10 protein-coding genes are annotated in these 11,813 nt (G+C 72.1%); 6 read left to right on the top strand and 4 right to left on the bottom strand.

Annotation, left to right across the window (positions count from 1 at the left end; all coding sequences use genetic code 11):
* On the bottom strand, positions 1 to 2,315 hold a 2,315-nt coding region (locus C1J00_RS27960), incomplete at its 3' end, for a sensor histidine kinase (RefSeq protein WP_245936533.1).
* Positions 2,316 to 2,683: 368 nt separating this feature from the next.
* On the opposite strand from C1J00_RS27960, the gene C1J00_RS27955 reads away from it, so the two are divergent.
* Complete coding sequence (locus tag C1J00_RS27955; protein ID WP_102911783.1) at positions 2,684 to 3,469, top strand: protein phosphatase 2C domain-containing protein; 786 nt, start codon at positions 2,684 to 2,686, stop codon at positions 3,467 to 3,469.
* Between the two features lie 139 nt (positions 3,470 to 3,608).
* Here C1J00_RS27955 and C1J00_RS27950 read toward each other — a convergent pair whose 3' ends face one another.
* Entirely contained in the window at positions 3,609 to 4,097 is a 489-nt protein-coding gene (locus C1J00_RS27950) for a MarR family winged helix-turn-helix transcriptional regulator (protein ID WP_102911782.1), read from the bottom strand.
* 189 nt (positions 4,098 to 4,286) lie between these two features.
* Positions 4,287 to 6,701, bottom strand: a complete 2,415-nt coding sequence (gene lon / locus C1J00_RS27945) for an endopeptidase La (RefSeq protein ID WP_102911781.1) — start codon at positions 6,699 to 6,701, stop codon at positions 4,287 to 4,289.
* Positions 6,702 to 6,889: 188 nt separating this feature from the next.
* Between lon and C1J00_RS27940 the strand changes: the two genes are divergently transcribed.
* Positions 6,890 to 7,549, top strand: coding sequence for a GNAT family N-acetyltransferase (locus tag C1J00_RS27940; RefSeq protein ID WP_102911780.1), 660 nt, complete (start codon positions 6,890 to 6,892; stop codon positions 7,547 to 7,549).
* A 12-nt stretch (positions 7,550 to 7,561) separates the two neighbouring features.
* Here C1J00_RS27940 and C1J00_RS27935 read toward each other — a convergent pair whose 3' ends face one another.
* The gene (locus C1J00_RS27935) at positions 7,562 to 8,434 is read right to left on the bottom strand and encodes a rhomboid-like protein (protein WP_102911779.1); all 873 of its coding nucleotides are present in this window, start codon (positions 8,432 to 8,434) and stop codon (positions 7,562 to 7,564) included.
* Between the two features lie 171 nt (positions 8,435 to 8,605).
* On the opposite strand from C1J00_RS27935, the gene C1J00_RS27930 reads away from it, so the two are divergent.
* The 4 genes from C1J00_RS27930 to C1J00_RS27915 all read left to right on the top strand — a co-directional run.
* Positions 8,606 to 9,283 carry a spermine/spermidine synthase domain-containing protein gene (locus C1J00_RS27930; RefSeq protein WP_102911778.1) on the top strand — a complete coding sequence of 226 codons (678 nt, stop codon included), beginning with the start codon at positions 8,606 to 8,608 and terminating at the stop codon, positions 9,281 to 9,283.
* Positions 9,284 to 9,419: 136 nt separating this feature from the next.
* On the top strand, positions 9,420 to 10,160 hold the full coding sequence (locus C1J00_RS27925) for a response regulator transcription factor (protein ID WP_030851757.1): 741 nt from the start codon (positions 9,420 to 9,422) through the stop codon (positions 10,158 to 10,160).
* A complete protein-coding gene (locus tag C1J00_RS27920; RefSeq protein WP_102911777.1) occupies positions 10,157 to 11,269 on the top strand; it encodes a sensor histidine kinase in 1,113 nt (370 codons plus the stop codon). The genes C1J00_RS27925 and C1J00_RS27920 overlap by 4 nt, the downstream gene beginning before the upstream one ends.
* Positions 11,270 to 11,550: 281 nt before the next feature.
* Positions 11,551 to 11,813: 2-oxoglutarate dehydrogenase E1 subunit family protein (locus C1J00_RS27915; RefSeq protein WP_146046270.1), on the top strand; the 263-nt coding region annotated here is incomplete at its 3' end.

Below are 11,813 nucleotides of genomic sequence, written 5' to 3'. Positions count from 1 at the left end.
GGTGTCGCCTCAGCCGCTCCCGTCGCCCCGGCCGGTTCCGGGTCGGGCGTTGCGGTGGTTGCCTCGGCTTCGTCCTGGCGTACCGCCTTCTCCGCCAAGGCCACCAACGGGTCGTCGCCGGCCGCGCGGCCGGACAGGACGTTGGAGTTGGCCTCGGCGTCGGCGCCCGGGAAGGAGACGGAGTGCGTCGTGCCGGCGAGGGGGCCGGAGGCCGGGACCGCCACGGCCGGGGCGGCGGCGAGGAGCGTGCGCGGCAGGACGACGACGGCCGCGACACCGCCCTGCTTCTGCTCGCGCAACTGGACGCGCACACCGTGGCGGTGGGCGAGCCGGGCCACGACGTACAGGCCGAGGCCGAGACCGTCCTCGCCCTCCTGGTCGTAGGGCGCCTCGGGGTCGAAGTCGGTGAGGCGGGAGTTGAGGCGCTCCAGCCGGTCCTCGGTCATGCCGATGCCCTCGTCCTGGACGGAGAGCATGACCTCGCCGTTCTCCAGCAGCCAGCCGGAGATCTCGACCGGCAGGTCGGGCGGGGAGAACGTCGTGGCGTTCTCCATGAGTTCGGCCAGCAGGTGGGAGAGGTCGTCCGCGGCGAACCCGGCGATGTGCGCGTGCGGCGGCAGCGCGGCGATCCGGACCCGCTCGTACCGCTCGATCTCGCTGACCGCGGCGCGGACGACGTCCACCAGCGGCACGGGCCCGGCGGCGTGCTGGACGTGCTCGGTGCCGGCGAGGACCAGCAGGTTCTCGCTGTGCCGGCGCATGACCGTGGCGAAGTGGTCGAGCTTGAACAGCGTGGCGAGCCGGTCCGGGTCCTGCTCGCGCTCCTCCAGGTTCTCGATGACGGCCAGCTGCCGCTCGACGAGACCGAGGGTGCGCAGGGCGAGGTTGACGAACGTACCGCCGATGGCCGTGCGCAGCCGCTCCAGCTGGGCGGCGGACTCGGCGAGTTCACCGCGCAGTTCCTCGCGCGCGTCGGCCATCTTCTGGCGCTGGCCGACCAGGTGCTTGCGGTCGGACTCCAGCGTGGTGATCCGCTCGGTGAGGGCGGCCGCGTGCGCGTGCAGGGCGTTGACGGAGCGGACGGCCTGGGCGAACTCGTCGTTGCGGCCGGTGAACTTCACCGGTTCCTCGGCCGCCGGGTCCTCGGCCTCGGCGAGGCGCTTCGACCCCAGGCGCAGGACCGCGAGCGGCCGGGTGAGGCTGCGGGCCATGCCCGTGGCGACGCCGACGGCGAGCAGCATGAGGGCGCCGAGGACGGCGACGCGGATCTCCAGCGAGGTGACGTCGTCGTCGCGCAGCGCCTCGAGGTCCTTGGTGCGGCGGTCGTAGAGGGCCGACTCCACGCCGCGCATCAGGTCGACGCGGGCGGACAGGGCCGCGTCCAGCCTCTTGCCGCTGGTGGCGAGGTCGCTGCGGGAGAGCGTCGGCTGGTCGGTCAGGGTGGCGAGGTACTTGTCGGCTGAGTTGACCTCGGTGCCGGTGACCGTGGAGTCGAAGGAGGCGCGGGCCGGCTTGGGCGCGGTGCCGCGGAAGTCGGCCAGGGCCGCGTCGGAACGCAGCCGGGCCTGCTGCGCGGCGGCGCTCAGGGCGTCGCGCTGCCGGGTGTCCTCGTCCGAGGAGGCGGAGGTCTCGGTCGGCAGGCCGGTGACGGGGTCGATGACCGTCTCCGTGCTGCGCGGCACGCTCAGCGCGGCGAGCAGCAGCCCGCGGGCCGAGGCGGCCTGCTGGACGGCGGAGTCCAGCTCGGCCAGCGCGTACGAGCCGGAGCCGGCGCGCGGCGGCGTCTGCTGCGCCAGCTGCTCGGCGAGCCGGTGTAGTTCGGTGATGGCGGCGGAGTACGCCTGGTGCGCTTCGAGGGCGCTGCTCTTGCCGGTGAGCGCTGCCCTGCGTACGGCCGCTATGTCGTCGAGGTCGGAGCGCAGCGAGGCGGGCGTGTCGGTGTCGGAGCGCAGCTCCTCGACCTGCCGGTCCACCCGGGCGCTGTGCTGCTCGGAGGGCGCCTTGGACTTGGGGCGCCCGGCGGCGATGTAGGAGGTGACGTCGTCCCGCTCGTCGGCGAGGGAGTGCGCGAGGGCGAGGGCGTCCTGCGTCTGCTCCGCGAGCGTCACCAGCTCCTGGCTGTCGTGGAGTTGCCCCGAGGCGGCGAGGACGGAGGGGGCGCCGGCGCCGGCGATGGCCGCGGCGACCACGGCCACGGCGACGATCAGCCGGTTACGTACGTGGGTGGGGCGTCCCTTGCCGGTGGGGGGCGTCGGCTCAGCACCCTGAACGGGGGCCGTCTGCTTGCCTGTGCGACGAGGCCGCGTCTTCTGCACCGGTGCTCGCATTCCTGACTCGTGAACCGTTGGGCCCGGATGACGCTCCGTCAACTGGTGCGTACTCCCGGTACACTTCCCGACCCTCCCAGCGCCGGTGGGCAGCGCACGCGCATCACCTGACCCGCCACCCGAAGGAGTGAACCCCGGTTGGGAGTTGAGGGGCAAGTTCCGCAGGCCCTTGCAGGGACCTTGCGCGGCACGCCGGTTGGACGGCGGCGACGGCCGGTGGCAGTATTCGCCACCACGCCTTCCCGGAACAAATCATTCCAGCCCAAACCCGGCGTCTGACCTGCGCGGCTGCGCCCGTACGGCAACCATTGGCAGCCTTTTGCGGACGCTGTGAAGGGCTCGTGCAGACTGGCCGGATGCGTACTGAACTCGCCTCGGAGCCGGGAGACGCCGACCGCCCCAACGAGGACTTCGCCGGTGTCGGGCTACCGGCCTCGGGGCAGGGCGGTTCGGTGGTCGTCCTGGACGGGGTCACGCCGCCGAGGACCGGGACGGGCTGTCTGCATTCCGTCCCCTGGTTCACGGCACGCCTCGGCGGCGCACTGACCGAACTGACCGTTTCACTCCCGGATATCCCCCTCGTCGACGCCCTGTCCCACGCCATCGCGCGTACCTCCGAGGCACACGCCGCAACCTGTGACCTTTCTCACCCTCGAACCCCTCAGGCCACGGTGGTCGTGACCCGCTGGAATCCGGACACCGTGGAATATCTGGTCCTGTCCGACTCGGCCCTTCTCCTGGAGTCCCCGGACGGCGTGGTGACACCCGTCCTCGACGACCGGCTGGCCCTGCTCCCCCGCTCGGCGCTGGCGACGGACGCGCTGGTGGACTCCACGCTCCGCAACATGGAGGGCGGCTTCTTCACTGCGGCGGCCGACCCCTCGGTGGCGGCCCGGGCGGTGACCGGAACCGTTCCCCGCGAACGGGTCCGTGCCCTGGCCGCGCTGACGGACGGCGCCGCCCGCTGGGTGGACCGGTTCGGGGAGGGCGACTGGACGGACTGCTTCCGGCTCGTCCGCAAGGAGGGCCCGCAGGCCCTGGTGGACCGTGTCCGGACGCTGGAGCGGTCGGACAGCGCCGCGACGTTCCTCGGCCGGAGCAAGCGGCACGACGACGCGACGGTGGCGTTCGTCGAGTTCTGAGGGCCTGCCGTTCGATCACGTCGCAGACGCGCGGCCCGGCACACGCGTCCGCGGCCCTGGGCCCACCCGGCGCCACTCCTCCATGCCCCGTTCGAGCCCGGCCAGGCATGCGCGTCCGCGGCCCTGAACCCACCCGGCGCTACTTCTCCATGCCCCGGTTGAGCTGGTTCAGCAGCCGGGCCAGTTCCGTGACCTCGCGGGAGTCCCAGTCGGCCAGGCGGCCGGCGTACCGGGCGCGGCGGGCTTCCCGGACCCGGCGGACGCGGTCGTGACCCTCCTGGGTGAGGGCGACGAGCCAGGCGCGTCCGTCGGCGGGGTCGGGCTCGCGCGCGACCAGCCCTAGCTCCTCCAGGGCGCGCAGCTGGCGGGACATCGTCGCCTTGCCGACCCCGATGTAGCCGGCGAGTTCGGTGGCCCGCTGCTTCCCGCACTCGTCCAGCCGGACCAGCAGGCCGTACGCGGACGACTCCAGGTCGGGGTGGACCTCGCGGGCCATCTCGCCCTGGCTGGCCCGGGCGCGCCGCAGCAACACGGTCAGCTCGCGTTCCAGTGCCAGGAAGGCGGGCTGGTCCACACCGCTCGCGGCCACACCGGCGTCGCGGTGTCCGTCGTTGCCTTCCTCGTGCACGTCAGCCCCTGCCTCGGTCGTCGCCCGGCCCTGTGAGTCCGGTACTGGAATTCTCCGCCACCTGCCGCCCTCGCCGCAGTCCGGCAAGTATTCCGCAGGTCAATGGCGTGCGCGTACACAGGGTCATCACACGGTGAAGGCCCGGGCCTCCCTCACGGGAACCCGGGCCTTCTCATCCGATGACCTCCGTCACGCGGCCACCGGAACCTCCGGCGTCACACCCGCGGTGGCGGGCGCGAGCGCCAGCTCCAGGACCTGGCGGACGTCGGTGACGGTGTGGACGTCGAGCTTGTCCAGCACCTCCGCCGGGACGTCGTCCAGGTCGGGCTCGTTGCGCTTGGGGATGATCACCGTGGTGACACCGGCCCGGTGCGCCGCGAGCAGCTTCTGCTTCACACCGCCGATCGGCAGGACCCGCCCGGTCAGCGAGACCTCGCCGGTCATCGCCACGTCCGTGCGGACCAGCCGGCCGGACAGCAGGGACGCGAGGGCCGTCGTCATGGTGATGCCCGCGCTCGGGCCGTCCTTGGGGACCGCGCCCGCCGGGAAGTGGATGTGCACACCCCGGTCCTTCAGATCGGCCACCGGCAGTTCGAGCTCGGCGCCGTGGGAGCGCAGGAAGCTCAGCGCGATCTGCGCCGACTCCTTCATCACGTCGCCCAGCTGGCCGGTCAGGGTCAGCCCGGCCGCGCCCGTCTCCGGGTCGGCCAGCGACGCCTCGACGTACAGCACGTCACCACCGGCTCCGGTCACCGCGAGCCCGGTCGCCACGCCCGGCACGGACGTCCGCCGCTCGGCCGGGTCCTGGGCGGACTCGGGCACGTGGTGCGGGCGGCCGATCAGGTCGCGCAGATCCTCGTCCCGGACGGTGAGCGGCAGCTTCCGCTCCCCCAGTTCGTGCTGGGCGGCGACCTTGCGCAGCAGCCGTGCGATCGACCGCTCCAGGGTGCGCACGCCCGCCTCGCGCGTGTACTCACCGGCGAGCTTGCGCAGGGCGCCCTCGTCGATGGCCACCTCGTCCTGGTCCAGCCCGGCCCGCTCCAGCTGGCGCGGGAGCAGGTGGTCGCGGGCGATGACGACCTTCTCGTCCTCGGTGTAGCCGTCCAGGCGGACGATCTCCATGCGGTCGGCCAGCGCCTCCGGGATCGCCTCCAGTACGTTGGCGGTCGCGAGGAAGACCACGTCCGACAGGTCCAGCTCGACCTCCAGGTAGTGGTCCCGGAAGGTGTGGTTCTGCGCCGGGTCGAGGACCTCCAGCAGGGCGGCGGCCGGGTCGCCCCGGAAGTCCGAGCCGACCTTGTCGATCTCGTCGAGCAGCACGACCGGGTTCATCGACCCGGCCTCCTTGACGGCGCGGACGATCCGGCCCGGCAGGGCACCGACGTACGTACGCCGGTGGCCTCGGATCTCGGCCTCGTCGCGCACCCCGCCGAGGGCGACGCGCACGAACTTGCGGCCCATGGCGTGGGCGACGGACTCGCCCAGGCTGGTCTTGCCGACGCCGGGCGGCCCGACGAGCGCGAGCACGGCACCTCCGCGCCGCCCGCCGACGACGCCGAGTCCCCGGTCGTCGCGCCGCTTGCGCACGGCCAGGTACTCGGTGATCCGCTCCTTCACGTCCTCCAGACCGGAGTGTTCGGCGTCCAGGACGCCCTTGGCGCCCCGGATGTCGTAGGAGTCCTCGGTGCGCTCGTTCCACGGCATCTCCAGGACCGTGTCGAGCCAGGTGCGGATCCAGGAGCCCTCGGGCGACTGGTCGGAGGACCGCTCCAGCTTGTCGACCTCCTTGAGGGCGGCCTCGCGGACCTTCTCCGGCAGGTCGGCGGCCTCCACGCGGGCGCGGTAGTCGTCGGACTCCTCGCCGTCCTGCTCGCCGTTGAGTTCGCGCAGCTCCTTGCGTACGGCTTCCAGCTGGCGGCGGAGGAGGAACTCGCGCTGCTGCTTGTCGACGCCCTCCTGGACGTCCTTGGCGATGGTCTCCGCGACGTCCTGCTCGGCGAGGTGGTCGCGCAGGTGCTGGGCGGCGAGCTTGAGCCGGGCCACCGGGTCGGTGGTCTCCAGCAGTTCGACCTTCTGGTCGGTGGTCAGGAACGGCGAGTAGCCGGAGTTGTCGGCGAGCGCGGAGACGTCGTCGATGGCCTGGACCCGGTCGACGACCTGCCAGGCTCCGCGCTTGCGCAGCCAGGCGGTGGCGAGGGCCTTGTACTCCTTGACCAGTTCGGCGACATGTCCGGGGAGCGGGTCCGCGACGGTGTCGTCCACGCGGGTCCCCTCCACCCAGAGTGCGGCGCCGGGACCGGTCGTTCCCGCGCCGATGCGCACCCGGCTCCGGCCGCGGATCAGGGCGCCCGGGTCGCCGTCGGCGAGCCGGCCGACCTGCTCGACGGTGCCGAGGACACCGGTGTTCGCGTAGGTCCCGTCGATGCGTGGCACCAGGAGTACCCGGGGCTTTCCGGGCGTTGACCGGGCAGCGGCCTGAGCGGCCTCCACCGCGGCACGGACCTCGGAGTCGCTCAGGTCCAGCGGGACCACCATCCCGGGCAGCACGACCTCGCCGTCGAGCGGCAGCACGGGCAGGGTGAGCGGTGTGGACGTCGAAGCCATGATCTCCCCTTCGGCAGTCAAGTTGAGCTATGCCGACTCAATGCTTGACGGCGCCCGGATGTTCCCCGGCCGCCGTTCGCTGTCAGCGATCACCCGTGCCACCGGGAGCGGGAGGGCGCATAAGGTCCGGTGAGTCATAGACGTAATAGACGTTCGGATGCTGCGCTCATTACGGGGGGGGGGATGGCATGGACGGAACCGTGCAGGCATGGGTGGACGGGTGGGTCGTGTCCCGCGGGGCCGCTCCGCCCACGGCGGAGCCCTGGGGCTGGACGATCGACATGGGGATGCACGGGCACGTCACGCGGCACGTGTTCGGCTCCACGGGCGACGGCCTCGACGAGACGACCGTCCGCAAGGTGGCCGGAGCCGTGACCGGGCACGGCGTCTGGCTCAAGGCCTTCCGGGACCCGTCGGTGGTCTCCGGCTGGCTCGACGACACCTGGTGGATCGACCCCGAGCCCGGATATCTGATGACGCTTCCGCTGACGGCGGACGGCGCTCCGGCCGCTCCCGACGGCTTCCGGCTGCGCGGCTGGTCGCGCGGCGGGGTGACCCGGGTGATGGTGGCCGCGCCGGACGGGTCCCTTGCGGCGCGCGGCCAGGTCACCCCGACCGGCGAGACCGCCGTCGTCGACCAGATCGAGACGGCCCCCGAGCACCGGCGCAAGGGCATGGGCAGTCTCGTCATGCGGACGTTGCAGGACGTCGCGGTCCGGCAGGGCGCACGGACCGGCGTCCTGGCCGGGACACCTGCGGGGCGAGGGCTCTACGAAGCGCTGGGCTGGAAGGTCGTGGCCCCGCTGACCAGCGCCAAGTACGCGCCGTCGGCCGACGCCCGGAGCTGAGGGGCCTGGCGGTCAGTGCCCGGCCGGGCCGAGGCCCGTCGCACGCATGCGCCGGAGCACCGGCCAGGTCGCGATCCCGATGCCCAGGGCGATGAGGTGCCCCCAGTTCGTCATCGGGTCGGTGAAGGCGAGCAGGTCCTGGAGGAGCATCAAGCCGAAGGCGGCCAGCAGCGGCAGGCGCAGCCCGAGCGGCAGCAGACCGGCCAGGGCCCCGATGCCGGCGGCGACGCCGAAGCTGACGCCGTAGTCGAGGCGGTGCAGGGAGCTGCCGGGCAGGTGCCCGGCCAGCACCGCGAGCCCCACGGGCACCTCGGTCGCGAGGGTGGCGAAAACGTGCCCGAGCAGGAAGACACCAGCCGTGCGCAGACTCCCGATCCGCCGTTCCAGCGCGGTCAGCACCAGCAGGAAGACGATGGTGAAGGGCGAGGTCACCCCGCCCGCGACCCACAGCGCGCTGCCGATCAGCACCAGTCCCGGCGAGCGCACCAGGTGCGCCACGTCCGTGCTGGAGCCCTGGAGCAGCGCGTGCACCAGGGCCGGGTCCGCGTTTGCGGAGATCAGTGAGGTGAGGCAGAGGAGGGTGGCGTATCCGAAGGTGAACGGCGTTCCCGTGGGGGTGGGCAGCAGCCGCCAGGGGCGGAGCGCCCGCAGCCGGGGCGCGGCCGCGGCGCCGCGCAGCGCGTGGCGCGCGCGGTGGACTCCCCCGGGGACGGGCTCCCGTACTCCCGTCGCCGCCGTCTCGCGCGGGCCCCGCTGCCGCGGCATCCCGTCCAGCAGCCCCGGCACGTCGGAGAGGGGCGGGACCCCCGGCCCCGGCACGTCGGAGACGGGCGGCGCCCCCGGCGCCGGCGGGGCCGTCTCGTGGGGCGGCACGGCGCGTTCCACAGCGGGCGCTCCTTCCGTCACGCCCCAGCCTTCGCCCCGGGCACCCCGCTGTCTGTGACCAGCGCCACGCGCGAGCCGACGCACAGCAACCCGAAAGCCGCGCGCCGCGTCCGCCCCGGGGCGCGGGGAATTGCCGGGCGCCACGCCCACCGTCCCTGCCAAAATGCCGCCATGCCTACCCCGTACGACATCCCCGATGTCCTGGACCGCCGCGAGGGCCCGCACGGCGAGGTGGTGCTGCGCCGGCACGGAGACCGGCTGGAGATCATCGCCAACGGCTGTTTCCTGATGGACACCTCCGACGGCCGCTCGGAGCGGCGGCTGGTCGACGCGGCCCTGGAAGCCCTGGCCGGCCGGGACCATCCCGACGTCCTGATCGGCGGGCTCGGCGTCGGCTTCTCCCTCGCGCACGCAGCGGCGGACCCGCGCTGGGGAGGGATCACGGTGGTGGAACGGGAGCACGCGATCGTCGAATGGCATCGCGACGGCCCGCTCGCCGCGCTCTCCGCCCGGGCCCTTTCGGACCCTCGCACGAAAATCGTCGAGGCGGATCTCGTCGCGCACGTCAATGAGACATCCGACACATACGACGCCCTGTGCCTCGACATCGACAACGGACCCGACTGGACCGTCACGGACGGCAACGGAAGTCTCTACCGGGAAACCGGACTGGCAAGCTGCGCAAGGGTGTTGAAACCGGGCGGGGTTCTCGCCGTCTGGTCCGCCCAGCCGTCTCCCGAATTCGAGGAAACCTTGCGGAATGCCGGGTTCCAGCGGGTGCGTACCGAAGAGATCCCGGTTGCCCGGGGCGTTCCGGACGTCGTGCACCTCGCCATCAGCCCTGGATAGCAAAGGTGTGCTGACTCCCCGTACGCTGCTCCCCTGACGCCGATCATTCAAGCGTCAATCGCAACCATGCGCAGGCATAGCCAGTCAGAAGGAATCACCCCACTGATTCCGGGAAAGCACACCCCAGGGGCGGGCGATGGAGCAGACACAGACCTCCCACAACGGTTCGGCGACGGCTACTCCGGGCGCACAGCGCCGGGTCCTGGTCGTCGAGGACGACGCCACGATCGTGGACGCCATCGCGACCCGCCTGCGTGCCGAGGGATTCCTCGTGCAAACAGCGGGTGACGGACCGGCCGCGGTCGACACGGCCGAGGCGTGGCAGCCCGACCTGCTGATCCTCGACATCATGCTGCCCGGCTTCGACGGCCTGGAGGTCTGCCGACGTGTGCAGGCCGCCCGCCCCGTGCCGGTGATGATGCTCACCGCGCGCGACGACGAGACGGACATGCTGGTCGGGCTCGGCGTCGGCGCCGACGACTACATGACCAAGCCGTTCTCGATGCGGGAGCTGGCGGCGCGCGTGCACGTCCTGCTGCGCCGGGTGGAGCGGGCCGCCATCGCGGCGGCCACCCCCCGCTCCGGCATCCTGCGCCTCGGTGAGCTGGAGATCGACCACGCGCAGCGCCGGGTCCGGGTGCGCAGCGAGGACGTCCACCTCACGCCCACCGAGTTCGACCTGCTGGTGTGCCTCGCGAACACCCCGCGCGCGGTGCTCTCCCGTGAGCAGCTGCTCGCGGAGGTCTGGGACTGGGCGGACGCCTCCGGCACCCGCACGGTCGACAGCCACATCAAGGCGCTGCGCCGGAAGATCGGCGCCGAGCGGATCCGTACGGTGCACGGCGTGGGTTACGCCCTGGAGACCCCGACGCCATGAGCGGCGGGCCGGCCGGACGGAGAAACCCCGGGGAGCCGGAACCCTGGGGCGGGGTGAGCCCGTTCTCGATCAAGACCAAACTGGGCGCGCTGGTCGTCATCTCGGTGCTGATCACCACGGGCCTGTCGGTGATCGCGGTGCACACGAAGACGGAGCTGCGCTTCATCACGGTCTTCTCGATGATCGCCACACTGCTCATTACGCAGTTCGTGGCCCATTCGCTCACCGCGCCGCTGGACGAGATGACCGCGGTGGCCCGTTCCATCTCGCAGGGCGACTACACGCGCCGGACGCGCGAGAACCGCCGTGACGAGCTGGGCGATCTGGCCGTGACGATCAACGCCATGGCCGACGAGCTGGAGGCCCAGGACAGCCAGCGCAAGGAGCTGGTGGCGAACGTCTCGCACGAGCTGCGGACACCCATCGCGGGGCTGCGCGCGGTGCTGGAGAACATCGTCGACGGGGTCACACGGGCCGACCCGGAGACCATGCGCACGGCACTGAAGCAGACCGAGCGCCTCGGCCGGCTGGTGGAGACGCTGCTGGACCTGTCGCGCCTGGACAACGGCGTCGTCCCGCTGAAACAGCGGCGGTTCGAGGTGTGGCCGTATCTGTCGGGCGTGCTGAAGGAGGCCAACATGGTCGCCTCGGTGCGCGCGGGGATCGCCACCGGTTCGGGCAGCCACACCCGTACGGACGTCCATCTGCACCTCGACGTCCACCCACCGGAGCTGACCGCGCACGCGGACCCGGAGCGCATCCACCAGGTCGTCGCCAACCTCATCGACAACGCGGTCAAGCACAGCCCGCCGCACGGCCGGGTGACGGTCAAGGCGCGGCGCGGCCCCGTGCCGGAGTCGCTGGAGCTGGAGGTCCTGGACGAGGGCCCCGGCATCCCGAAGTCCGAGTGGCACCGCGTCTTCGAGCGGTTCAACCGCGGCAGCGCCAAGCGCCCGCAGGGGCCGGGCAGCGACGGCGGCACCGGTCTCGGCCTTGCGATCGCCCGCTGGGCGGTGGACCTGCACGGGGGCCGGATCGGAGTGGCCGAATCCGAGCGGGGTTGCCGGATTCTTGTCACCCTTCCGGGACTGTCATCTGTGCCAAGTTGACGTAAAGTTCGAAGCGGAGCCACAAGATCCACGGACGTCCGCGCTGACGGACACGTGTGATCAGGCACAGGCCCGCGCCATCGGCGCCCGGGGCCGTGCCGAGCCCTTCCCTCGTCAAGCGGAACCACGCTTGTTTCCCGCCATTTCAAGCCCTGAAACACCGTTCCAGATGTGACTTGCACGACGTTGCACCGGCCCGGCCTGACCTTCCCCGTCCAGGGGGCGTAGCCTTGATTCCCGCTGTCCATCATCTTGTGAAGCGGAAGAGGGCGGTTGCCGCCGTGTCGCCACAGTCCCCCAGTAACTCGAGCATCTCGACCGACACCGACCAAGCGGGGAAGAACCCTGCCGCGTCGTTCGGTGCCAACGAGTGGCTCGTCGACGAGATCTATCAGCAGTACCTCCAGGACCCGAATTCCGTAGACCGAGCCTGGTGGGACTTCTTCGCCGACTACAAGCCGGGGGCGGCTGCCGCCTCGGCTCCGGCGGGTACCGCGGCCGCGGGGGCCGCGGGGACCACCACCGCTCCCGCGCAGGCTCCCGC

Source organism: Streptomyces cahuitamycinicus (assembly GCF_002891435.1).
Classification (GTDB): Bacteria; Actinomycetota; Actinomycetes; order Streptomycetales; family Streptomycetaceae; genus Streptomyces; species Streptomyces cahuitamycinicus.
Note: the sequence above shows the minus strand (reverse complement) of the source record. Positions and strands in the feature narration are given on the sequence as shown.

What these genes read in the sequence shown, in the direction of transcription:
- C1J00_RS27955 (WP_102911783.1), top strand. Translation starts at nt 2,684, where the DNA reads ATGCGTACTGAACTCGCCTCGGAGCCGGGAGACGCCGACCGCCCCAAC.
- C1J00_RS27940 (WP_102911780.1), top strand. Translation starts at nt 6,890, where the DNA reads ATGGACGGAACCGTGCAGGCATGGGTGGACGGGTGGGTCGTGTCCCGC.
- C1J00_RS27925 (WP_030851757.1), top strand. Translation starts at nt 9,420, where the DNA reads ATGGAGCAGACACAGACCTCCCACAACGGTTCGGCGACGGCTACTCCG.
- lon (WP_102911781.1), bottom strand. Translation starts at nt 6,701, where the DNA reads ATGGCTTCGACGTCCACACCGCTCACCCTGCCCGTGCTGCCGCTCGAC.
- C1J00_RS27920 (WP_102911777.1), top strand. Translation starts at nt 10,157, where the DNA reads ATGAGCGGCGGGCCGGCCGGACGGAGAAACCCCGGGGAGCCGGAACCC.
- C1J00_RS27930 (WP_102911778.1), top strand. Translation starts at nt 8,606, where the DNA reads ATGCCTACCCCGTACGACATCCCCGATGTCCTGGACCGCCGCGAGGGC.